General features: G+C 67.8%; 22 protein-coding genes. 12 read left to right on the forward strand and 10 right to left on the reverse strand.

What is annotated here, in order from left to right; translation table 11 throughout:
• Positions 1–37 precede the first annotated feature (37 nt).
• Together C458_RS13610 and C458_RS13615 are read left to right on the forward strand one after the other, a co-directional pair.
• Positions 38–283, forward strand: coding sequence for a ferredoxin (locus C458_RS13610; RefSeq protein WP_008576519.1), 246 nt, complete (start codon positions 38–40; stop codon positions 281–283).
• A 253-nt stretch (positions 284–536) separates the two neighbouring features.
• A complete protein-coding gene (locus C458_RS13615) occupies positions 537–1,391 on the forward strand; it encodes a hypothetical protein (protein WP_008576521.1) in 855 nt (284 codons plus the stop codon).
• Positions 1,392–1,412: 21 nt separating this feature from the next.
• On the opposite strand, the gene C458_RS13620 is transcribed toward C458_RS13615, so the two are convergent.
• Positions 1,413–1,991, reverse strand: a complete 579-nt coding sequence (locus C458_RS13620) for a hypothetical protein (protein ID WP_008576523.1) — start codon at positions 1,989–1,991, stop codon at positions 1,413–1,415.
• Positions 1,992–2,084: 93 nt separating this feature from the next.
• Entirely contained in the window at positions 2,085–2,543 is a 459-nt protein-coding gene (locus tag C458_RS13625; RefSeq protein ID WP_008576525.1) for a DUF2391 family protein, read from the reverse strand.
• A gap of 125 nt (positions 2,544–2,668) precedes the next feature.
• Between C458_RS13625 and C458_RS13630 the strand changes: the two genes are divergently transcribed.
• On the forward strand, positions 2,669–3,349 hold the full coding sequence (locus C458_RS13630) for a class I SAM-dependent methyltransferase (RefSeq protein WP_008576528.1): 681 nt from the start codon (positions 2,669–2,671) through the stop codon (positions 3,347–3,349).
• A gap of 28 nt (positions 3,350–3,377) precedes the next feature.
• On the opposite strand, the gene C458_RS13635 is transcribed toward C458_RS13630, so the two are convergent.
• The 3 genes from C458_RS13635 to C458_RS13645 all read right to left on the reverse strand — a co-directional run bounded on the left by C458_RS13635 (position 3,378) and on the right by C458_RS13645 (position 7,425).
• Entirely contained in the window at positions 3,378–4,463 is a 1,086-nt protein-coding gene (locus tag C458_RS13635) for an ABC transporter ATP-binding protein (RefSeq protein ID WP_008576530.1), read from the reverse strand.
• 94 nt (positions 4,464–4,557) lie between these two features.
• Complete coding sequence (locus C458_RS13640) at positions 4,558–6,279, reverse strand: iron ABC transporter permease (protein WP_008576531.1); 1,722 nt, start codon at positions 6,277–6,279, stop codon at positions 4,558–4,560.
• Between the two features lie 9 nt (positions 6,280–6,288).
• Positions 6,289–7,425, reverse strand: coding sequence for a thiamine ABC transporter substrate binding subunit (locus tag C458_RS13645; RefSeq protein ID WP_008576533.1), 1,137 nt, complete (start codon positions 7,423–7,425; stop codon positions 6,289–6,291).
• A gap of 130 nt (positions 7,426–7,555) precedes the next feature.
• Here C458_RS13645 and C458_RS13650 point away from each other — a divergent pair, with 130 nt between their 5' ends.
• Positions 7,556–8,608: an AI-2E family transporter gene (locus C458_RS13650; RefSeq protein ID WP_008576534.1), complete on the forward strand. Its 1,053-nt coding sequence runs from the start codon at positions 7,556–7,558 to the stop codon at positions 8,606–8,608.
• Positions 8,609–8,617: 9 nt separating this feature from the next.
• Here C458_RS13650 and C458_RS13655 read toward each other — a convergent pair whose 3' ends face one another.
• Positions 8,618–9,394: a sulfurtransferase gene (locus C458_RS13655; RefSeq protein ID WP_008576536.1), complete on the reverse strand. Its 777-nt coding sequence runs from the start codon at positions 9,392–9,394 to the stop codon at positions 8,618–8,620.
• Positions 9,395–9,645: 251 nt separating this feature from the next.
• Between C458_RS13655 and C458_RS13660 the strand changes: the two genes are divergently transcribed.
• Positions 9,646–10,506: a sulfurtransferase gene (locus C458_RS13660; RefSeq protein WP_004065861.1), complete on the forward strand. Its 861-nt coding sequence runs from the start codon at positions 9,646–9,648 to the stop codon at positions 10,504–10,506.
• 52 nt (positions 10,507–10,558) lie between these two features.
• On the opposite strand, the gene C458_RS13665 is transcribed toward C458_RS13660, so the two are convergent.
• Complete coding sequence (locus C458_RS13665) at positions 10,559–12,001, reverse strand: short-chain fatty acid transporter (RefSeq protein ID WP_008576540.1); 1,443 nt, start codon at positions 11,999–12,001, stop codon at positions 10,559–10,561.
• A 185-nt stretch (positions 12,002–12,186) separates the two neighbouring features.
• Between C458_RS13665 and C458_RS13670 the strand changes: the two genes are divergently transcribed.
• Positions 12,187–12,786, forward strand: a complete 600-nt coding sequence (locus tag C458_RS13670) for a hypothetical protein (protein ID WP_008576542.1) — start codon at positions 12,187–12,189, stop codon at positions 12,784–12,786.
• Positions 12,787–12,929: 143 nt separating this feature from the next.
• Here C458_RS13670 and C458_RS13675 read toward each other — a convergent pair whose 3' ends face one another.
• Entirely contained in the window at positions 12,930–13,199 is a 270-nt protein-coding gene (locus tag C458_RS13675) for a hypothetical protein (protein ID WP_004045016.1), read from the reverse strand.
• 88 nt (positions 13,200–13,287) lie between these two features.
• Here C458_RS13675 and uvrB point away from each other — a divergent pair, with 88 nt between their 5' ends.
• The 4 genes from uvrB (at position 13,288) to C458_RS13695 (ending at position 17,826) form a co-directional block, all read left to right on the forward strand.
• On the forward strand, positions 13,288–15,396 hold the full coding sequence (uvrB, locus tag C458_RS13680; RefSeq protein ID WP_008576543.1) for an excinuclease ABC subunit UvrB: 2,109 nt from the start codon (positions 13,288–13,290) through the stop codon (positions 15,394–15,396).
• A gap of 6 nt (positions 15,397–15,402) precedes the next feature.
• Complete coding sequence (locus tag C458_RS13685) at positions 15,403–15,822, forward strand: NUDIX hydrolase (RefSeq protein ID WP_008576545.1); 420 nt, start codon at positions 15,403–15,405, stop codon at positions 15,820–15,822.
• Positions 15,823–16,230: 408 nt separating this feature from the next.
• The gene (locus C458_RS13690; protein WP_008576547.1) at positions 16,231–17,316 is read left to right on the forward strand and encodes a sulfite exporter TauE/SafE family protein; all 1,086 of its coding nucleotides are present in this window, start codon (positions 16,231–16,233) and stop codon (positions 17,314–17,316) included.
• A gap of 69 nt (positions 17,317–17,385) precedes the next feature.
• Positions 17,386–17,826, forward strand: a complete 441-nt coding sequence (locus C458_RS13695; RefSeq protein ID WP_008576548.1) for a universal stress protein — start codon at positions 17,386–17,388, stop codon at positions 17,824–17,826.
• Between the two features lie 27 nt (positions 17,827–17,853).
• Here the strand turns inward: C458_RS13695 and C458_RS13700 are convergent, their stop codons facing one another.
• Together C458_RS13700 and C458_RS13705 are read right to left on the reverse strand one after the other, a co-directional pair.
• On the reverse strand, positions 17,854–18,348 hold the full coding sequence (locus tag C458_RS13700) for an acyl-CoA thioesterase (protein WP_008576549.1): 495 nt from the start codon (positions 18,346–18,348) through the stop codon (positions 17,854–17,856).
• 443 nt (positions 18,349–18,791) lie between these two features.
• A complete protein-coding gene (locus C458_RS13705) occupies positions 18,792–19,997 on the reverse strand; it encodes an SPFH domain-containing protein (protein ID WP_008576550.1) in 1,206 nt (401 codons plus the stop codon).
• Positions 19,998–20,097: 100 nt separating this feature from the next.
• Here C458_RS13705 and C458_RS13710 point away from each other — a divergent pair, with 100 nt between their 5' ends.
• Both C458_RS13710 and C458_RS13715 read left to right on the forward strand, forming a co-directional pair.
• Positions 20,098–20,292 carry a hypothetical protein gene (locus C458_RS13710; protein WP_004045037.1) on the forward strand — a complete coding sequence of 65 codons (195 nt, stop codon included), beginning with the start codon at positions 20,098–20,100 and terminating at the stop codon, positions 20,290–20,292.
• 59 nt (positions 20,293–20,351) lie between these two features.
• On the forward strand, positions 20,352–20,849 hold the full coding sequence (locus C458_RS13715; protein WP_008576551.1) for a 2'-5' RNA ligase family protein: 498 nt from the start codon (positions 20,352–20,354) through the stop codon (positions 20,847–20,849).
• Positions 20,850–20,869: the final 20 nt, after the last annotated feature.

The raw sequence follows: 20,869 nt of genomic DNA on the forward strand, positions 1-20,869 counted from the left end.
CGGCAGGGCTTTGTACGGCCCGGCGGTACGGTGGCGCATGAAAGTCGAGTACGACCGCGACACCTGCATCGGCATGTTCCAGTGTGTCGACGAGTGGGAGGGCTTCGAAAAGAACGTCGACGACGGCAAGGCCGACCTCGTCGACGGCGAGGAGACCGACGACGGCGTCTTCGTCCGCGAGATTCCCGAGGACGCCGAGTTCGACGCGAAGTTCGCCGCCCGCGTCTGCCCCGTCGAGGCGATCCGCATCCTCGACGACGACGGCGAACAGCTCGTTCCCTGACCGCGACGCCGACGAGCCTGCTGTTTTCTCTCGCGTCCGCGACGCGACCGACCCGTGTGACCGCCGACCGTGGGCCGCGTCCCCGAACCCCTCCGTTTCGACTGGAGATTCGACCGACGATAGAGTGTAACAGTTAAGCGGCGGGCCCCTAATCGTGCCACTATGAGCCAAGCGACGAAAATCGTGCTCGGTACCGTCGGCGTGTCGGCCCTGCTTGCCGTCGTGTTCGTCGGGATGAGCATCGCCTGAACGGATGTTCGAGACGCGCAGCCTGCCGTCGGACCTCGAATCGGTCCGCGACGACTACGCCCCCGGCGCGCTCGTGTTGGACGTGGCCGGCGACTTCGACACCATCCCCCCCGAGGCCGCCGAAAACCTCGGGCTGGTGGTCGAGTCGCTCTCCCCGGCGGCGTACCCCGCCGAGTGGCTACCGAACGACGCGCCCCAACAGCTTCGGCGCTACGCGTCGTCGGATTTCACCATCGGGATGCCCGGCGACGGCACCGTGACGTGGTCCCGACAGACCGACCCGCCGGTCGTGCTGGTGAAGTACCGCGCGAAGGGGACGCCCGACGACTTCCTGGATTTCCTCATCGCCGAGGCGTTCGTGCAGGCCGGGAACGACGAGATTCCCGAACACTTCCTCCCCTTCTTCGGTGAGCAGTACGCCGACCTCGCGGCGGCGACGCCGCTCGGCCCGAGCGAGACGTATCAGGTCGCCGCCGCCCTCTACGAGGGCTGGGTCGGCCTCCACACCCGCGAGGCGTTCGCGTCGTGGGAGGGCGACCACGACCGCCTCCACGACGCGTGGGTCGACGCCGGCGGCCGCCTCGACGACCGCCTCGAAAATCTCCCGCGGCTCGTCGCGCTCGGCGGACTCTCGTTCGCCGAGGCGACCGAGTTCGCGTGCTCGGCCGTCAAACACGGCCGCGACCTCCCCGCGCCGTTTTCGGCGCTGGACACCGCGGCGTACCGCGACCACGGCCCGAGCTACGCGGTCAAGTGGGCCGAAAAGACGTTCGAGCAGCTCGCGGCCGACGACGACGCGGAATCGGGTGACGGCGCGGCCACTGACGACTCGGCCGCCGACGACGCCGACTCGGCGTAGTCGGTCGCCTCGCGTTCTGCCTCAGAACTCGGTTTCGACGGTACCGTCCTCGTCGAGGTCGACGACGCCGTCGAACAGTTCGCGGAAGCGGTCGAGCGTCTCCTGGTCGTGGACCTCCTTCGAGAGGTGGAACAGCCCCACCGCGTCGAACTCGTCGAGGAGTTCGAGAATCTGCTTCGTCGCCTCGAAGGCGCGGTCCTCGTCGGCGTAGTAGGCCATCTCCGTGACCGAATCGACGCTAAGCCGGAGCTTCCCGTCGTGGCGTTCGAGGAACTGCCGGGTCTTCTCGACGATGGCGTCGAGGTCGTCGGGGGCCGCGACGTAGTGGATGTTGTCCGAACTGCGTCGGGAGTAGCCGCGCTCGATAGACAGCGTGTCGAGGATGGTGGCGCTGGACTCGTCGACCTCGTAGTGTTCCAGCTTCTGTTCGACTTCGCGCGCGGTCGTCCGCGTCGAGATGACGAGGAAGCGGTCGGTGTCGACCTTGAAGAAGTCCGTGTCGATGCGGTCGGTCTCGCCGATGCTCGGATGAAGGAGCAAGATACCTGTGCCGCCCGGAATCGTCGCGGGCGCGTCTTCGATGGCGAGCTCGTAATCCATACCCCAAGCAGTTACCCTGCCGACTTAATCCTTCATGCCGCTCGGGCGGCGTCGTCCCGGAATCGTGACGTATGTTCACGCCTCCGGGCGAGGTCAGAACAGCGAGTCGGCCGTGGCCGCGCCGATGACGCTGAACACCGCGCCGACGCTCGTCGCCTTGAGCGTGATGCGGAGCACCGCGAGGTCGAGTTCGTACCCGAGCACGGAGACGAGGACTTCTCCCGACACGTCCGAGAGGAACGTCCCCGGCGCGTCGAACGCGAGCGCGAGGATGAACACGGAGAGATACGAGACGGAGATGAGCGAGATGAATCGGACGGGAACCCCGCCGACCTCGCGCTCTCTGTCGGGGTCGCGGTCGTCGGCCTTGTAGAGCGCGCCGTAGCCGACCGCGAGCACGATGATGAGCGTGAGAAGCGCCTGCGCGAACGACATGCTCCGCGCGAGCACCCACACCTCCTCGGTGACGACGAACGGCCCCGCGAGGAGGAAGCCGCCGACGACCTGCTGGGCGGTGTCGGCGAGCGCGAACCGGCGGCGGACTCCGACCATACCCCGTCGTCGTGACGGCGGCAATTAAAACGCGCGACGGGGGGCGCGGCCGGGTCGTCGTCGGACTCGCCCGTCTGTGCGGTCCGGTCCGAACGCATTTTCACCCCGGCGCGCGAGGCTCCGGTATGAGCGTCCGCGACGAGTTCGACGCCTGGGCGGCCGACGGCCGCGACAAGGGCATGGAGGACCGACACTGGCACACCGCGAAGCACGCGCTCGCACGGATGCCCGTCGAGGAAGGCGACACCGTCGTCGACCTCGGGACCGGGAGCGGCTACGCCCTCCGCGCGCTTCACGACACGAAGGGCATCGGCCGAGGCTTCGGTCTCGACGGCTCGCCCGAGATGGTCCAGAACGCCCGCGCGTACACCGACACCGACGACCTCTCGTTTCTCGTCGGCGACTTCGACGACCTCCCGTTCGAGGACGACAGCGTCGACCACGTCTGGTCGATGGAGGCGTTCTACTACGCCGCCGACCCGCACCACACCCTCGAAGAAATCGCCCGCATCCTCAGGCCCGGCGGGACGTTCTACTGCGCGGTCAACTACTACGAGGAGAACGTCCACTCCCACGAGTGGCAGGACCTCATCTCCATCGACATGACCCGGTGGTCCCACGCGGAGTACCGCGAGGCGTTCCGCGACGCCGGCCTCCACGTCGCAGAACAGGACTCCATCGCAGACCTCGACATCGACATCCCGGCGGCGACCGAGTTCCCGACCGACGACTGGGAGACCCGCGAGGCGATGGTCGAGCGCTACCGGACGTTCGGCACGCTCCTGACCGTCGGCGTCGCGCCCTGAGACGGCGCGGAAAACCGACCGTTTCGACCTATTCGACGACGTGAGCCGACGCCGGGGCGAATCCGACTTCGAGCGTCGTCCCGACCTCGAACCCCGCGTCCGACTGTTCGCCGCCGTCTTCGACCGCCACGACGAGTTCCGTCCCGCCCCAGTCGAGTCTGACCCGCGTCGTCGCCCCCTGAAACTCGGTGTCGACGACGGTTCCGCGAATTTTGTTCGTCTCCGCGCCGACCCGAAGCTGTTCGGGCCGGACGCAGAAGGTGAGTTCGTCGCCGGCTCCCGCTCTCGACCCCGCCTCCCCGAGCACTCGCCGCCCCTCGGCCAGCGTGAACACCGCGTCGCCGACGCCGACGCGAATCCCCCCCGTTTCCGGTCGAGACTCGACGACTCCGTCGAGGACGTTGTTCTCGCCGAGGAACTCCGCGACGAACCGCGTCCGCGGGCGGCGGTAGAGTTCGCGGGGCTGGCCGACCTGCTCGACGCGGCCGCCGTTGAGGACGGCCACCCGGTCCGAGACCGCCAGCGCCTCCGACTGGTCGTGGGTGACGTAGACGGTCGTCACGCCGAGGTCCGACTGGATGCGCTTTACCTGCCGGCGGAGTCGGTCCCTGAGTCGGGCGTCCAGCGCCGACATCGGCTCGTCGAGAAGCAGCAGGTCCGGGCCGGGCGCGAGGGCGCGGGCGAGCGCGACGCGCTGTTGTTGGCCGCCAGATAGCGAGTCGGGGTCGCGGTCTTCGAACCCCGCGAGGTCGACGAGGTCCAGCAGTTCCGCGACGCGCTCGTCGCGGGAGCCGCCGCCCGGCGGGTCGGTAAAGCGGAGGCCGTAGGCGACGTTCTCGCCGACGCTGAGATGCGGGAACAGCGCGTAGTTCTGGAATACGACGCCGACGCCCCGCGACTCGGGCGCGACGCCGACCATCGACTCGCCGTCGAAGCGGACGGTCCCCTCGGTCGGAGACTCGAAGCCGGCGATACAGCGGAGTGTGGTCGTCTTCCCGCAGCCGGAGGGGCCGACGAGCGTGAAGAATTCGCCGTCGTCGACCGACAGCGAGACGGAATCGAGCGCCGTCGTCGACCCGTAGCGCTTGGACACCGCGTCGAGTTCGAGTCTCACGGGTTCGCCTCCGAAATCACGTTCCACTCTCGCCGGCCGACGGTCATAATTCTCACTGCCCGTGGCCCGCCCTCGGTTCGCCCTCCGCGCTCCCTCATAGCTCGCCCCACCGGCCGCCGAAGCGGTCGACGACGAGGAAGCTGGCGGACGTGACGAGAAGCAGGAGACAGCCCATCGCCGTCGCGGGGCCGAGCCGTCGGCCGAGGAATCGCTCGACCGCGACGGGCATCGTGTAGCTTCCCGCGCCCTCCGCGAGGATGATGGTCGAGTCGAACTCACCGATGCTGATGGCGACGGCGAACGCCGCGCCCGCGACGACGCCGGTCCAGACGAGCGGCAGTTCGATGTCCACGAGCGCGCGGGTTCTGGTCGCGCCGAGCGAGCGCGCGGACTCCACGAGCCGGCCGTCGAGCCGGGCGAAAAGCGGCGCGACGTTCCGGGTGACGAAGGGGTACGCGCCGACGGCGTGGGCCGCGACGATGGCGAGCGCGCCGGTGACGCGGATTCGCGTCCCCAGCACGTCGACGCCGAACACCAGCCCGCGGAGCAGGCCGAGGCCGACGACGATGCCCGAGACGGCGAAGGGGGCCATCGAGAGCACGTCGATGAGCCCGCGCCCGCGGTACCGGCGGGTCGTGAGGACGGCCATCGTCACGCCCATCGGGACGGCCACGACGAGCGTCCCCGCGGCGAAGGCCAGCGAGTTCAGGATGGCGGGGAGTGGTTTGACCTGAAAGCTCGCGCCGGTCGCCTGTCGCTCGGCGAGGAAGGCGTAGTTGGCGAGCGTGAGGCCGCCGTCGCCGCCGGTGACGCTCGCCAGCACCATGCTGGCGACGGGGACGACGAACACCAGCCCGACGACGAGGGCGTAGCCGGCGATGCCCGCGGTTCGGAGCGTCGATTTCGGCGTCCAGTCGGCGGGAAGGACGGACTGTCGCGGAAGCGGGTTCGCCGCGCCGCCGGCCGAGCGCTGGCCCGCCTCGTACCGGAGGTAGACGGCGGTCAGCGTGATTGAGACGGCCGTCTCGACGACCGCGAGGCTGGCGGCCTCGGCGTACGCGAGGTCTCGGACCCGCGAGTAGACGAACACCTCGATGGTCGCCAGTTGGAAGCCGCCGAGCGCGAGGACGATGGGGAACGACGCGAAGGTGAAGATGAACGTCAGGGTCGCGCCGACGCCGATAGACGGCAGGAGTTGGGGGAGGACCACGTCGCGGAAGGCCCGCCGGGGGTTCGCGCCGAGCGAGCGGGCGGTCTCGACGGCCCGGGCGTCCACGCTCTCCCACGCGGCGGTGACGACGCGGGCGACGAGCGGGGCGTTGTAGAACGCGTGGGCGACGACGATGGCTTCGAGCGTGAACAGCAGTTCGACCGGCGGGAGGCCGACGAGGGAGAGCGCGCGGTTCAAGGTTCCGTTGCGGCCGAACGTCGCCACGAAGCCGATGGCGACCATGATGGAGGGCATGACGAACGGGAGGATGGTGAGCGAGCGGAGCGTCTCGCGGCCGCGGAACTCGAAGCGGGCGAACAGCCACGCGGCGGGGAGGCCGAGCGCGAGGCTGGCGAGCGTCGAGTAGAACGCCTGCTTCGCCGTGAACCAGATAATATCGACGAGGTAGAACTCGCTCGTCAGCACCGCCGCGATGGGCTCGATAGTGAGCCGGCCGTCGACGAGGACGGCGTCCGCGAAGACGGTGGCGACGGGGTAGTAAAACAGGACCAGAAGGACGACGGCGGTGAGCGCCGCGACGAGGGTGAGCAGCCGCTGTTCGAGGGCGCGGGCGACCCGGCGAACCGAGGCCGAGGCGCGGCTCACCGGCTCACCTCACTTGCTGGCGAACTCGCGGGCCCACGCGTCGGTCCAGTCACTCAGGTTGTTCTGAAGCCGGTCGTAGGAGAACGTGACGGCTTCCGGCGGCTCTTGGGCGTACTGCGCGAAGTCCTCGGGGAGTTCCGCGGTGGTCGTCGCCGGGAACTGGACGTTGCGGACGGCGATTTCGGCCTGCACCTCGGGTCGGAGCATGAAGTCCATGAACTCGGCGGCGAGGTCGGGGTTCGACGCGTCGGCGAAGGGGGCCATCCCCTCGGGGTTGGCGTACGCCTGGTCGTTCAGGAAGCGAATCTGGTGTCTCGCCATGTCCTCGCCGGACTCGGCGGCGAACACCTGGTCGGTCGAGTACGAGACGACCATCGGGGCCTCCCCGTTCGAGTAGGCGTTGTAGGAGTCCTCCCAGTTGCCGAGGACGCGCACGTCGTTTTCCTTCAGGTTCGCCCAGTAGTCGAGATAGCTGTCCTCGCCCTTGGCGTCGATGGTGTGAAGCAGGAACGCCTGTCCCGTCGCCGACGACGTGGGGTTCTGCGCGAGGAGCGCGCCCGCGTACTCGGAGTCCAGCAGGCCGTCGAACGTCTCGGGGGCGACGAAGTCGCCGTCGCCGTAGGTCTCGTCGTAGACGAGCGAGATGTAGCCCGTGTCGTAGGGGACCGCGCGGCCCTGCGGGTCGAAGTTCAGCCCCTGCTTTACGTCGTCGATGCGGGACAGCCCCTCGGCGGGCGAAAACAGCGCCTCGTCGAGCTCCCGGTCGATGCGGACGAGCATCTGCGCGTCGAGGCCGACGTAGAGGTCCGCGCCGGACTCGACGCCCCGGAGGCCGCGCTCGATGTAGTAGTTCACGCCCGAGTCGGGCGTCTGCCACTCCAGCGTCGCGTCGAACTCCGACTCGAACGTCTCTTTCAGCCACGGACCGGGGCTCGAACTCGGCGCGTCGACGAACGAGCCGTAGGTGCCGACGGTGAGCGTCCGCGACTCGCCGCCCGCGGTCGTCCCTTCGGTCGTCGCTGCCGTCTCGGTCGCGTCGCCCGAGGCCTCGGTCGTCGTCTGCTCGCCGCCGGTCCCGGTACAGCCGGCGAGGAGCGCGGAGACGCCTCCCGCCCCGGCGGCCTTGAGGAAGCCACGTCGTCTCATTACTCGGTTGTTGTACTCTGTGGTACTTAACGGGCGTGATGTTCGCGGGGACGGGTAAACGGCTGAATAAGTCGGTTTCGAGGGTTGTCCCGGGAGAACGGCTTTACCGTCAGCGAGAGTATCACGGGTGATGACTACTTCTCGCCCGTACGTCCTCGGCGGCGTGTTCGCCCTCTTTGCGCTCCTCGCGGCGGTCCTGCTCGTGGACGTGCTGGCGACGGTGTTTTTCGCCATCACCGTCGCCTACCTGCTCGTCCCGCTCAGGCGACGCCTCGAAGCGCGCGGGGCCTCCCGGTGGGTCGCCAGCCTCGCCGCCACCGTCGTCGCGGCGGTCGGCGTCGGCGTCGTGCTCGCGCCGCTCGTCGTCATCCTCTTTCTCCGCCTGAGCGACATCCTCGAACTCGCGGCGCTCCTCCCCGACGTGGTGACTGTCGAGTTCCTCGGGATGGTCGAGACGGTGACGCTGGACGACGTGGTCGCGGTCGGTCTCGGTCTGCTCCGGTCGGTCGGCCGCACCGCCGCCACCGCCGCGCCCGTGGTGCTCATCAAACTCACGCTGTTCGGCTTCCTCGTGTTCGCGCTGCTCCTCAGCGGCGACGCGGTCGGGCGGACGCTCCTCGCGCTGGTCCCGGTCGACTACCGGGACGCGGCGACGGCGCTCAACGAGCGGGCTCGCGAGACGCTGTTCGCCATCTACGTCTTGCAGGCGGCGACCGCCGTCGGCACGTTCGCCATCGGTCTCGTCGTCTTCTGGGTGCTCGGCTACGACTACGTCGTCACGCTCGCGACAGTCGCGGCCGTCCTCCAGTTCATCCCCATCGTCGGCCCGAGCGTCCTGCTCGCGGCGATGGCCGTCTACCACGTCGCGGTCGGTGACCTCGTCGCCGCTGCGCTCGTCGTCACGGTCGGTGGGTTCGCGGTCGCGTGGCTCCCGGACATCCTGATTCGCCCGCGACTCGCCAAGGAGACCGCCGACCTGCCGGGGAGCCTCTACTTCGTCGGCTTCGTCGGCGGCCTGCTCAGCCTCGGCCCGGTCGGCATCATCGCCGGCCCGCTCGTCGTCGCGCTCCTCGCGGAGTCGGTGGACCTGCTCGGCGCGGAGTTACGCGTCGACGACGTGGGCGGTGACGGCGACGAGCGCGACGAGTCCGCGGACGACTCGGCCGACCCGAATCAGCCGTGACCTCGCTCGTCAGCCCTCGACGACCGCGCCGTCGCGCTTCTCCCACTCGGTGAGGCTGCCCTCGTAGAACGCCACGTCGTCGTAGCCGAGATGCGAGAGCACGACGTAGGTGTGGCTGATGCGCCGGGCGGTGTTGCAGTAGAGGACGACCCGCCGGTCCGGGGTGACGCCCGCGGCCGCCAGAATCGAGTCGAGTTCGTCCCGCGGCTTCAGCCCGCGCGTCTCGTCGTCCACGAGTTCGCGCCAGTCGAGGTTGACCGCGCCGGGGAGGTGGCCGTCGTCGTACTCCACGGGGTCGCGGGTGTCGACGATGACGGTCTCGGAGTCGTCGAGGGCGGCCTCGACCGCCTCGAAGTCAACGAGCGGCGTCTCCGCCGGTTCGGTTATCTCGTAGACCGTCCCCGAGACATCGGTCGCCTCGGTCGTCGTCTCGCGCTCGCGGTTCCACGCGCTGAAGTCGCCGTCAAGGAGGTGGAGTCGTTCAGGGTCGTGTCCGTAGAGGAGCGCGGTCACGAGAAAGCGGGCCGCGAACACGCCGTGGGTATCGTCGTAGGCGACCACGTCGTCGTCGGCGGCGACGCCCGCGCCCGACAGGAGGTCGGTCCAGGCGTCGCGGCCGGGGAGCATCCCCACGTCGCCGTCGGCGCTTCGGAACTCGTCGAACGGTATCGACACCGCGCCGGGGAGGTGTCCGATGCCGTCGAACTCCCAGCCGTCGCGCACGTCCACCACGCGCACGTCGTCGAGTCGGTCCGCGAGCCACGTCGGAGAGACCACGTCTACCATGCCCCCCTGTTTCCGGGCCGCGGGTTTAGGTCCGACCATCCTCGCACCCCTCGCCCCGTGTCCGTGGTAGCGGATGTTGTTGCTGGTTTCGTCGGATACCGGCCTGATACCGTCCGAGACGGCCGGTTTCCGAGTTACTTTCTCCGTCTCTCCCGCCATATTCAGGCCAATATTGCCGCATCACCCGAGGTCAGGCCGTACATGCCGTCGCTGTGAGAGTTATGGGCCTTCCTGTTGTACGGGCAAACGCGATGTCAAACTCCGATTACGCGAAGGACGTACTCGTCTCCGCGGACTGGGTGGAAAGCCACCTCGACGAGTTCCAGAGCGACGACGCGGCGTACCGACTCGTCGAAGTGGACGTGGACACCGAGGCGTACGACGAGAGTCACGCCCCCGGTGCCATCGGGTTCAACTGGGAGTCCCAACTGCAGGACCAGACGACCCGCGACGTGCTGACCAAGGAGGACTTCGAGGACCTCCTCGGTTCGCACGGCATCTCCGAGGACTCCACGGTCGTCCTCTACGGCGACAACTCCAACTGGTTCGCCGCCTACACTTACTGGCAGTTCAAATACTACGGCCACGAGGACGTTCACCTGATGAACGGCGGCCGCGACTACTGGGTCGACAACGACTATCCGACGACCGACGAAGTCCCGTCCTTCCCGGAGCAAGACTACACCGCCAAGGGTCCCTTCGAGGACATCCGCGCGTACCGCGACGACGTCGAGAAGGCGGTCGACAAGGGCCTTCCCCTCGTCGACGTTCGCTCGCCCGAGGAGTTCTCCGGCGAGATTCTCGCGCCCCCGGGACTGCAGGAGACCGCCCAGCGCGGCGGCCACATCCCCGGCGCGAGTAACATCTCGTGGGCCGCGACCGTCAACGACGACGGCACCTTCAAGTCCGCCGACGAACTCCGCGACCTCTACGCGGACCAGGGCATCGAAGGCGACGAGTCCACCATCGCCTACTGCCGCATCGGCGAGCGCTCGTCCATCGCGTGGTTCGCCCTGCACGAACTCCTCGGCTACGAGAACGTCACCAACTACGACGGCTCGTGGACGGAGTGGGGTAACCTCGTCGGCGCGCCCGTCGAGAAGGGTAACTGAGCCGCCTCGGCTCGATTCGAGTCGGACCCGACCGTACGGTTTCTTTTGCGGGCTACATCGGCAGGACGCTGATACCGACGGCGACGAGCACGCCCGCGCCGAGAAGCACCATCACGCAGTAGCCCATGATGTCGCGGACCGACAGGCCGCTGATGGAGAGCAGCGGGATGGCCCAGAACGGCTGAATCATGTTGGTCCACGCGTCGCCCCACGAGGCGGCGACGGCGACCCGCGGGATGGACTCGCCGGACGCCTTCGCGGCCGTGACGAGCGTCTCACCGATGACGGCCCACTCGCCCCCGCCGGAGGGGACGAAGAAGTTCACGAGGCCGGCGGTGAAGAAGGCGAACGCCGGGAGCGTCCCGTCGGGCGCGACGGCGACCATGCCCTGTGCGATCTGCGTGGCGAGGCTGACCGAGCCCTCCGGCGCGTAGGCCATGATGCCCATGATGCCGGCGTAGAAGGGGAACTGGAGGATGATGCCCCAGACGTTCTCGACGGCCTCGACGATGGCCTCGATGTACGCCTTGGGCGTCCCGTGGAACAGCAGGCCGAGAAAGAGGAAGCCGAAGTTGACGATGTTCAGGTTGAGGTTGTTCCACGGCATCGTCCCGTTCTGGATGCCCTCGAAGAAGTACAGGGCGACCGCGAGCAGGCCGACGAGGCCGATTGCCACGCCGATGCCGAGCGAGTGCTCGATGCGCGTCGCGAGCGAGGCGTCCTCGGGGACGGTCGTGGAGGCCCATCCGCCCGTCGCCTGCTCGCCGCCGTCGGTCGCCGTCTCGAACTCCGCGGGGTCGATGGGCGTCTTCTTCGTCTCGTCGGTCGGGTACATGAGCGCGAACAGCGCCGGCAGGAAGAGGAAACCGACCGCGACGACCAACACGAGGTTGGCGACCGTGAAGATGGTCCCGCCGGTGCCGAACGTCGTGTCGAGGATGCCCGCTTCGATGAGGAAGTTCCCCTCGGTGTTCAACAGGAGCGGAATCGACCCCGCGAGGCCGCCGTGCCAGACGACGAAGCCGGAGTACGCGCCGGCGACGACGATGGGGAAGTCGATGCCGCGCATCTCGGTCGCTATCTTCCGGGCGAAAAGCGCCCCGACGACGAGGCCGAGGCCCCAGTGGACGAACGACGCCGCGGCGGCGACGACCGGCACCATCGCGGCCGCGCCCCGCTCGGTGCTCGGGACGCCCGCGAGTCGCGTCAGGAGCCGGTCTACGGGCTTCGTCTGTGCGAGCGCGTAGCCCGTCATCAGGATGAGCGTCATCTGCATCCCGAACGAAAGCAGGTTCCAGAAGCCGCCGTACCAGCCGTCGACGAGGAGGTTTCCGGCGTGGCCGACGACGCCGGTCCCCTCGCCCGGCGCGACCGACACCAGCGCCAGCACGAACGCCACCCCCGTCAGAATGATGGCGAACAAGAACGCGTCGGGGAGGTACTGTTCGACCAGTTTCGAACTCCGCTCCGCCGCCTGCCTGATAGCGTTTGTCATAGTCTGGCTTACTTCATGATAATACAATATATAATGTTTAATATCCGGACGGATTCGACTCGGTTGAATGTCACGAATCGGCGGCTCGGCGGCCGACTCACCGGTCGTCTCCTCGCCCGTCGCGGACTCGCGCCGGACTCGCCGCCGCCGATGGGTACAAACCCGAGACGGACATACGGGCCCGTATGACCGAACTCCTCGACACCCTCCGCGACGACCACGAGACGCCGCTTTCCCGACTCGGTTCCTCGAAGGCGCTGTACGCCGTCACCGGCGGCGAGATGGACGGCGATGCGGTCCGCGCGGCCGCCGCCGCCGAGGCCGCCGCCGCCGCCGACCTGTTCGACTGGTGGGCCGACGACGAACCGAACGACGAGGCCGCCGCGCTGTTTTCGGACCTCGCGGACACCGCCCGCGCCCACGCCGAGACCGTCGACGCGGAGCCGGACGGGTCGAAGCCGAACGTCTACGACGTGCTCGCCGAGTTCGAGACGACCGACGGCCGCCTCGGCGGCGCGCTCGCCCGCGCGCTCGTGTCGCTGAAGACCGTCGAGCAGATGGTCGGCTTCTTCGTCGGCGACGCGGACCCGATGGCCGCCAACGACTTCCGCACGCTCAAATCCGACCTCAACGACCAGCTCGACGCGCTCGAAGCCGCCGTCTCCGACCTCGTCGACGACGACGCCGTCGCCCGCGAGGCCGCCGACGCGGTGGTCGAGGCCGCCTACGACGAGTACGTCGAGACGCTCGAAGGCATGGGCGTCAAGCCGAAGAACGTCTGTTAAGCGGCCATCTGTCTCCGCGCTGGGGCCGCCGTTGGCGACCCGCCCGGCGTGAAATCCGTTTCGCTCACCGAGTGCTGACAGCACCGACGCGCGGCGTATGTGAGTGAGTTCCAGTAGAAACGAGGGGGTCTGTCCGCCGGTCGTCAGACGCCGGGGACGCCCTTGCGGTATTCGAGGACTTCGCTTCGGGCCTCGCGGACCGTCTCGGCCGCGTCGCCGTCGAGGTCCTCGGCGAGGTCGTGAAGGACCGTCATGTGCCGGGCGAGTCGCCCGTGGTCCGGTCCCTGCTCGCGCGTCGCCAGCGTCGCCAGCTGGTCGGACTGTTCGTAGAGTCGCTCCTGTACGTCGCCCTCGGTCGCCTCGGCGGCGTCCTTGAGCAGGTTGCTCGCGCGTTCGAGTTCGGCTCTCGTCATACGGGAACGTTCGATAGCCCGCCCCAAAACCGTTCCTCCGGCGACAAGCACCGCCTCGCTCAAGTACGCCGCGACCCAAGGACGGACAATGAGCGAGTCCGGTCCCCTGTCCGCCGACAGACCCGACGCAGACCGCGAATTCCGCGTCGACGCCCCCTTCGACCCCGCGGGCGACCAACCCGAGGCCATCGAGGCGCTGGCCCGCGGCTTCCGCGAGGGTGCCGACGTACAGACCCTGCTCGGTGTCACCGGCTCCGGCAAGACCAACACCGTCTCGTGGGTGGTCGAGGAGATTCAGAAGCCGACGCTCGTCCTCGCGCACAACAAGACGCTCGCCGCCCAGTTGTACGAGGAGTTCAAGGGCCTCTTTCCCGACAACGCGGTCGAGTACTTCGTCTCCTACTACGACTACTACCAGCCCGAGGCGTACATCGAACAGACCGACACCTACATCGACAAGGACATGTCGATAAACGAGGAAATCGACCGGCTCCGCCACTCCGCGACCCGGTCGCTTCTCACCCGCGACGACGTCATCGTCGTCGCCTCGGTGTCGGCCATCTACGGCCTCGGTGACCCGAAAAACTACACCGACATGTCCCTCCGGCTGGAGGTCGGCCAGGGGATGGACCGCGACGAACTGCTCCGCGCCCTCGTCGACCTCAACTACGAGCGCAACGACGTGGACTTCCGGCAGGGAACGTTCCGCGTCCGCGGCGACACCGTTGAGGTGTTCCCGATGTACGGCCGCTACGCCGTCCGCATCGAGTTCTGGGGCGACGAAATCGACCGCATGCTGAAGCTCGACCCGCTGGAGGGCGAGGTCAAGTCGTCGGAGCCGGCGGTGCTCGTCCACCCGGCGGAGCACTACTCCATCCCCGAAGCACAGCTCGAAGGCGCAATCTCGGAAATCGAGGAGCTGATGGAACAGCGGGTGAAGCACTTCCAGCGACAGGGCGACCTCGTGGCCGCCCAGCGCATCGAAGAGCGCACCACCTTCGACATCGAGATGCTCCGCGAGACGGGCCACTGCTCCGGCATCGAGAACTACTCGGTCCACCTCTCGGACCGCGAGCCGGGCGACGCGCCCTACACCCTCCTCGACTACTTCCCCGACGACTTCCTCACCGTCATCGACGAGTCGCACGTCACGCTCCCGCAGATCAAGGGCCAGTACGCCGGCGACAAGTCCCGAAAGGACTCGCTGGTCGAAAACGGCTTCCGCCTGCCGACGGCCTACGACAACCGCCCGCTCACCTTCGAGGAGTTCGAAGAAACCGTCGGGCAGACGCTTTTCGTCTCCGCGACCCCGGGCGACTACGAGCGCGAGCACTCCGACCAAATCGTCGAGCAAATCGTCCGCCCGACGCACCTCGTTGACCCGAAGGTCGAGGTGACGGAGGCGACCGGGCAGGTCGACGACCTGATGGCCCGCATCGACGAGCGCATCGACCGCGACGAGCGCGTGCTGGTCACGACGCTCACGAAGCGGATGGCCGAGGACCTCACCGAATACCTCGAAGAGGCGGGGGTCGACGTGGCCTACATGCACGACGAGACCGACACGCTCGAACGCCACGAGCTCATCCGGTCGCTCCGCCTCGGTGACATCGACGTGCTCGTCGGCATCAACCTCCTCCGCGAGGGGCTCGACATCCCCGAGGTCTCGCTCGTCGCCATCCTCGACGCCGACCAGCAGGGCTTCCTGCGGTCCGAGACCACGCTCGTCCAGACGATGGGCCGCGCCGCCCGCAACGTCAACGGCGAGGTCGTGCTCTACGCCGACGAGATGACCGACGCGATGGAGGCCGCCATCTCCGAGACGCAGCGCCGCCGCCGCATCCAACAGGAGTTCAACGAAGAACACGGCTACACGCCGACGACCATCGAAAAGGAGGTCGGGGAGACGAACCTGCCGGGGAGCAAGACCGACACCCGCGGCGTCTCCGGGGACGCCCCCGCCGACGCCGACGAAGCCGTCGAACAGATTGCCTTCCTCGAAGACCGGATGCAGGAGGCCGCCGACAACCTCGAATTCGAACTCGCCGCCGACATCCGCGACCGCATCCAGACGCTCCGCCGCGAGTTCGACGTGGACGCGCTCGAAGACGGCGTCGCGCCCGAGTACCCGGACGAACACGGCGGCGACGGCGGAGACGGCGACGACGACGGTCTCGCGCCGCCGGACGAGTTCTGACCGGCCGTGTCTCACCCCCCAATCCTGACGTTCGCGGCCGGCGGCCTCCTCCGCCGCGACGACGGCCGACTCTGTGTCGTCCACCGACCGCGCTACGACGACTGGTCGCTCCCGAAGGGGAAACTCGAACCCGGCGAGACGCTTGTCGAGACCGCCGTCAGAGAGGTCCGCGAGGAGACGAGATGCGAGGTCGATTGCGGCCGGTTCGCCGGCCGCTACGAGTATCGCGTCCCCGACGACGCGGGCGCGCCGACCGGGCCGAAAGGCGTGTTCGTCTGGCACATGCGCGTCGTCGACGAGCGCCCGTTCGAACCGGACGGCGAGGTGGACGCGCGCCAGTGGGTTACCCCGGTCGAAGCCCTCCAACGGCTCACCTACGAGACCGAACGGGCGCTGGTCAGACGGGCGTTCGAACTCAACGAGTGAGCGCAGATTTTGGATAGAAACACATGTTACTGGTTTTTCGACGCGCGTCGGTGTGTGGTCCGTACCCAAATCAGTGGGTCGACATCAAGACTTATTACTCCGACTTCGCTATGCCCGTTCCACCGTGATCCGCACCTCGGCGGACGAGCCTGCAACCCACTCCGTTCACCACGCCTACCCCAACGGAGGTATTACCTGAATGGTCCGCGGATTCGAGCACTCCGTGCTCGACAGTTCGGGCGACCACCGCACGCCGGTCCACCCGGTGTGCGACGCGGTCGCATCCTCGGGAGACGGTGAACGCGCGCGGGTCGGTGCCGCTGATGACTCGGCAAACGGGCTGTTTTCGACGCGTCACTCCACGCGAGTGCACGCGAACGCTACTGCGAACTGACAACAACGAGAACCATGAGCTCTCAGTCTCTCAGTCACGTTCAGAAGTCGTTCCTGAAGTACCAACACATCCTCGTGTTCATCGCTCCCCTGCTGTTCCTCGTCTCGGTGTTCACCATGGCACCGACGCCGTCGGGTGCAGGCATGGAGTACTGGCTCCAGTACTGGTGGCTGTTCCCGGTGTTCCTCACCGGCGCGACCATCGTGAACACGGTCGGCATCAGCGGGTCGGCGCTCTTCGTCCCGTTTCTCATCTTCATCTTCCCCATCTTCGCGCCCCCGCTCGACTCGTCGACGCTGGTCAAGGTGGGCCTCATCAGCGAGGCGTTCGGCCTCTCCAGTTCGGCCGTCGCCTTCATCCAGTACGGTCTCGTCGACCGTCGGCTGGCGCTGACGCTCGTCGGCGGGTCGATTCCGTTCGTCGTCGGCGGCGCGCTGCTTTCGTTCGTCATCCCCGACGTGGTGTTCCACGCGCTGCTCGGCATCGCGCTGCTCGCCGCGTCGTACCTGCTTTTCACCGCGGACCTCGGCCACGAGGACCACGGCTCGTCGGACTCCGACCACGCCGCGGCCACCGACGGCGGCACCGTCTCCGCGAGCCTCCCCAACGACCCCGGTAAGCTCGGCCCCGCGGGCGTCAACACGGCCGACGACGGCACCGTCACCCGCGTCGACCGCGACGGTGACGACTACACCTACACCCGCGGCGGCTACCTGCGTCGCTTCGCCAATTACAGCGTCGGCGGGATGTTCCAGGGCCTCGCCGGCTTCGGTATCGGTGAACTCGGCATCATCTCGATGCTCGGCACGAAAGTCCCCGTCCGCGTCGCCATCGGCACGAACCACATCGTGGTCGCGCTGACCGCCATCCTGGCGTCGCTCGTCCACGTCTTCGGCGGCGGTCTCGTCGGCGGCCACTCGCTGAGCCTCGCGACGACGCCGTGGAACATGGTCGTCTTCACCGTCCCCGCGACGGTCCTCGGCGGCCAAATCGCGCCCTACGTGTCGAACGCGCTGGAGACCAGCGTCATCAAGAACTTCGTCGGCGTCCTCTTCGCCGTCATCTCGCTGGCGCTGTTCCTGATGGCGCTGGGTATCTAACGACTCACGACCACCCGAACCACCCCCACTGGCACCACTTTCACAGTCCTCGATTCTGAACTCTCACCCATGTACGACCACATCCTGCTTCCGACCGACGGCAGCGACGCGACCGACGCGACCATCGAACACGCGGCGACCCTCGCGGAGACCTACGGCGCGACGGTTCACGTGCTGTCGGTGGCCGACTCGCGCAACCGCTTCGAGTCGCCCTCGGCCGGCATCGCGCCGGACGTGTGGGAAAAATCCGAACTCGACCGCGCGGAGTCGGCGGCCGACGCCGCAATCGAGGCGCTCCCCGAGGACGTCGAGACCGAACGCATCGTCGTGGAGGGCGTGCCGCACTCGACTATCGTCGACTACGCCGCCGACGGCGACATCGACCTCGTCGTGATGGCGACCCACGGCCGCACCGGTCTCGACCACTACCTCGTCGGCTCCGTCACCGAGCGCGTCGTCCGGCAGTCGGACGCGCCGGTGTTGACCGTCCGCGCGGCGGGCGAAGACTAAGAACCCGCGGTCCGCGAGCGGGCCGCGCTACTCGAACTCTTCTGCCAGCGCGGCGCGGTGCTCGCGGCGCTTCTGGAGCGCCGAGTCGCGCAGTTCGCGCTCCTCTTGGGAGTCGCAGGCGAGGTCCGGGACCGGAACCGGATTCTCGTCGTCGTCGAGCGCGACGAAGGTGAAAAAGGAGGTGAGCGTCTCGCGGCGGTCCCCCTCGCTCGGGCGTTCGGCGGTCACGTCCACCTTGATGTCCATGCTGGTGCGGCCGGTGTCGAAGACGTACGCCTCGACGGTCACCACGTCGCCCACGTCGATGGGTGCGAGGAAGTCCACGTGGTCCATCGACGCCGTGACCACCTGCCGTTCAGCGAAGCGCCGCCCGGCGATGGCCCCGCAGACGTCCATCCACTCCAGAATCCGCCCGCCGAGGGCGCGTCCGAGGTTGTTCGTGTCGTTGGGCATCAGAATCTCGCTCATCTCGGCGCGAGACGCCGACAGCGACCGCGTCCCGACCGACGATTGCTGTTGCATGCCACACCGTCAGAGTCGGACGTGGTTAAATTATTCTACCTCTTGAAAAATAGAAATAAAGGCGATTAATCGCTCGGGTTGGCGTTTGGCGGGTCGCTCGGCGTTCCAACGACCTAGATGATTAATAGTGTTTGTTCCGTCTAGTGTGGTGTCTGCGCGAACCGCAGACCGGTGGTGGGACGCCGACGCCCGTCTCGTCCGCGTTCGGGAGGACGTTCCCGGAGGGTTCCGACTCTCGTTCGACCGGACGGGCGGGAAATCAACCGCGACCCGAAAGTCGACGCACCGAGCCGCCCCGTCTCACGTCCGCCTCGCGCCTCACCGAACCGCGACGGTCGGACGACGGGACTCGCGCCGGTCGCCCCCGCAGACCGGGCACGACGCTGCACCGGCCCCCGGTGCGTCGGACGGGTCTCCGACTGATTCGCGCCTTCGATTTTCTCTCACTCGACGCGCTCAGCCTTGACGCCGCCGTCTTCGATTTCGATGTCGACCGCGTCCGCGGAGATGTCGGCCGTCTCGACGCCGTCCAACTCCCCGAGTATTTCACCGATGTCGTCGAGGCCGAGGAGTTCGCGGGTCTCCTCGTCGAACGCCTTGCTTTCGAGTCCCGCCGCCTGCTGTACGTCCGAGCCGGACAGCCCCTTGCCGTAGCGACCGAGCAGCGACGTGAGTTCCTGCGGCAGGACGTACGTCGTCGACGGCGAGGTGCCGATGTTCGCCAGCGTCTCCATGCCCTTGTCGATGATGGCGCGCTCGCCCATCGACTCCGCCGCGCGGGCCCGAAGCACCGTCGAGATGGCGTCGCCCTGCGCTTCGAGAATCTGCGACTGCTTTTCGCCCTGCGCGCGGATGATGTTCGACTGCTTGTCACCCTCCGCCTTCTCGACGGCGGAGCGACGTTCACCCTGCGCTTCGAGAATCATGGCGCGGCGGCGGCGCTCGGCGGAGGTCTGCTGTTCCATCGCGTTCTCGACGTCCTTCGAGGGCTTCACCTCGCGGACTTCGACGGACTCCACGCGGACGCCCCACTCGTCGGTCGGCTCGTCGAGTTCCCGGCGGATGCGCGCGTTGATGTGGTCGCGGCGCGCCAGCGTGTCGTCGAGTTCCATGTCACCGAGGGCGGCCCGGAGCGTCGTCTGCGCGAGCAGCGACACGGCCCGGCGGTAGTTATCGACTTGCAGGAAGGCGCGTTCGGGGTCCATCACGCGGATGTAGACCACCGCGTCGGCCGTGACCGGCGAGTTGTCCTCCGTGATGGCTTCTTGGGAGGGCACATCGAGCGTCTGAGTCCGCATGTCGAAGCGGTAGGTCTTCGAGACGAACGGCGGGACGACGTTCAGCCCCGGTTCGAGGATGCCCTTGTAGTCCCCGAACACCGTCAGCGTCCGCTTTTCGTACGCCTGCACGATTTCGACCGCGTCGTACACCGCGGCGACGGCGAGCGCGAGGACGACGTAGCCCGCGAGCGTCAGCGGCGTGACGGGGAAGACGACCACCGCGAGGCCGAAGACGACCACCGCGACCGCGAGGGGGGCGAGCCACCGCGGGAGTCGGCCGGGGTCGCTGTCGACCCGCTCCGCGCCCGACGACGAAGCCGACGAGGAGGACGCCGAGAGCTTCCCGAGCTGGTAGAACAGGCTGTCCATGGTGGAGAGTGACACCGAGACGGAATAAAGCTAGCCGGCTACTCACCTACCCACTCACCCGGCCACCAACTATTTGTCCGCGAACGCCCCACGCCCCGGTATGCGAACGAACCGCGGCCGAATCGACGTGGAGGACCTGCTGAAAATCATCCTCCTGCTCGTCCTCGTCTGGCTCGTCCTCGAAATCATCGGCGAGGTGCTCGGGCTGTTCGGTGCGCTGCTCGGCCCGCTCCAGCCGCTTCTGGGACTCGTCGTCGCGGCGCTCATCGTCCTCTGGCTGCTCGACCGAATCTGAATCTGACGTTCCCGCGGCGACGACGATACGCCTTTGTGTCTCTCGCGTGAGACACGGGCGTGTACAGTCTGAACGTCCCGGTTCCGGGGCGGGTCGCCCGCCTCGCGTCCGATCTGTTTCCGTACCTCGCCCCGTTCGACCGGGTTCGCGACCGGCACACGCTCGTCTGCAAGCGGTTCGAAGACGCCGACCTCGACCGCCTCCGCGAACAGTTGCGGCGCGCGCTCGCCGGCCAACCGGCGTTCGAAGCCCGCGTCACTGACATCCGATTCTTCGAGGAGCCGCCCCGCGGAGCCGCGCCGGTCGTCTACCTCGCGGTCGACAGCCCCGGCCTTCTCGACCTCCACCGGACGCTCACCGACGAGTTCGGCGCTATCGAGGGAATCGAGGGCGACGACTACGTCCCGCACGTCACGCTCGCTCGCGGCGGCAGCGTCGCGGACGCCCGCGCGGCCGCGAGCCAGCCGCTCGACCCTATCGAGTGGACCGTCTCGCAACTCGATATCTACGACTCGTCGTTCCGCGAGACCACGGCCTCGATTTCGCTCCCGTCCTGACGGCGAGGGTTCGACCGGCG

The organism is Haloferax sp. ATCC BAA-644 (genome assembly GCF_000336975.1).
GTDB classification, from domain to species: Archaea; Halobacteriota; Halobacteria; order Halobacteriales; family Haloferacaceae; genus Haloferax; species Haloferax volcanii.

Coding starts and splice junctions, on each gene's coding strand:
- C458_RS13610 (WP_008576519.1), top strand. CDS start 38: ATGAAAGTCGAGTACGACCGCGACACCTGCATCGGCATGTTCCAGTGT.
- C458_RS13615 (WP_008576521.1), top strand. CDS start 537: ATGTTCGAGACGCGCAGCCTGCCGTCGGACCTCGAATCGGTCCGCGAC.
- C458_RS13620 (WP_008576523.1), bottom strand. CDS start 1,991: ATGGATTACGAGCTCGCCATCGAAGACGCGCCCGCGACGATTCCGGGC.
- C458_RS13625 (WP_008576525.1), bottom strand. CDS start 2,543: ATGGTCGGAGTCCGCCGCCGGTTCGCGCTCGCCGACACCGCCCAGCAG.
- C458_RS13630 (WP_008576528.1), top strand. CDS start 2,669: ATGAGCGTCCGCGACGAGTTCGACGCCTGGGCGGCCGACGGCCGCGAC.
- C458_RS13645 (WP_008576533.1), bottom strand. CDS start 7,425: ATGAGACGACGTGGCTTCCTCAAGGCCGCCGGGGCGGGAGGCGTCTCC.
- C458_RS13650 (WP_008576534.1), top strand. CDS start 7,556: ATGACTACTTCTCGCCCGTACGTCCTCGGCGGCGTGTTCGCCCTCTTT.
- C458_RS13655 (WP_008576536.1), bottom strand. CDS start 9,394: ATGGTAGACGTGGTCTCTCCGACGTGGCTCGCGGACCGACTCGACGAC.
- C458_RS13660 (WP_004065861.1), top strand. CDS start 9,646: ATGTCAAACTCCGATTACGCGAAGGACGTACTCGTCTCCGCGGACTGG.
- C458_RS13665 (WP_008576540.1), bottom strand. CDS start 12,001: ATGACAAACGCTATCAGGCAGGCGGCGGAGCGGAGTTCGAAACTGGTC.
- C458_RS13670 (WP_008576542.1), top strand. CDS start 12,187: ATGACCGAACTCCTCGACACCCTCCGCGACGACCACGAGACGCCGCTT.
- C458_RS13675 (WP_004045016.1), bottom strand. CDS start 13,199: ATGACGAGAGCCGAACTCGAACGCGCGAGCAACCTGCTCAAGGACGCC.
- uvrB (WP_008576543.1), top strand. CDS start 13,288: ATGAGCGAGTCCGGTCCCCTGTCCGCCGACAGACCCGACGCAGACCGC.
- C458_RS13690 (WP_008576547.1), top strand. CDS start 16,231: ATGAGCTCTCAGTCTCTCAGTCACGTTCAGAAGTCGTTCCTGAAGTAC.
- C458_RS13695 (WP_008576548.1), top strand. CDS start 17,386: ATGTACGACCACATCCTGCTTCCGACCGACGGCAGCGACGCGACCGAC.
- C458_RS13700 (WP_008576549.1), bottom strand. CDS start 18,348: ATGCAACAGCAATCGTCGGTCGGGACGCGGTCGCTGTCGGCGTCTCGC.
- C458_RS13705 (WP_008576550.1), bottom strand. CDS start 19,997: ATGGACAGCCTGTTCTACCAGCTCGGGAAGCTCTCGGCGTCCTCCTCG.
- C458_RS13710 (WP_004045037.1), top strand. CDS start 20,098: ATGCGAACGAACCGCGGCCGAATCGACGTGGAGGACCTGCTGAAAATC.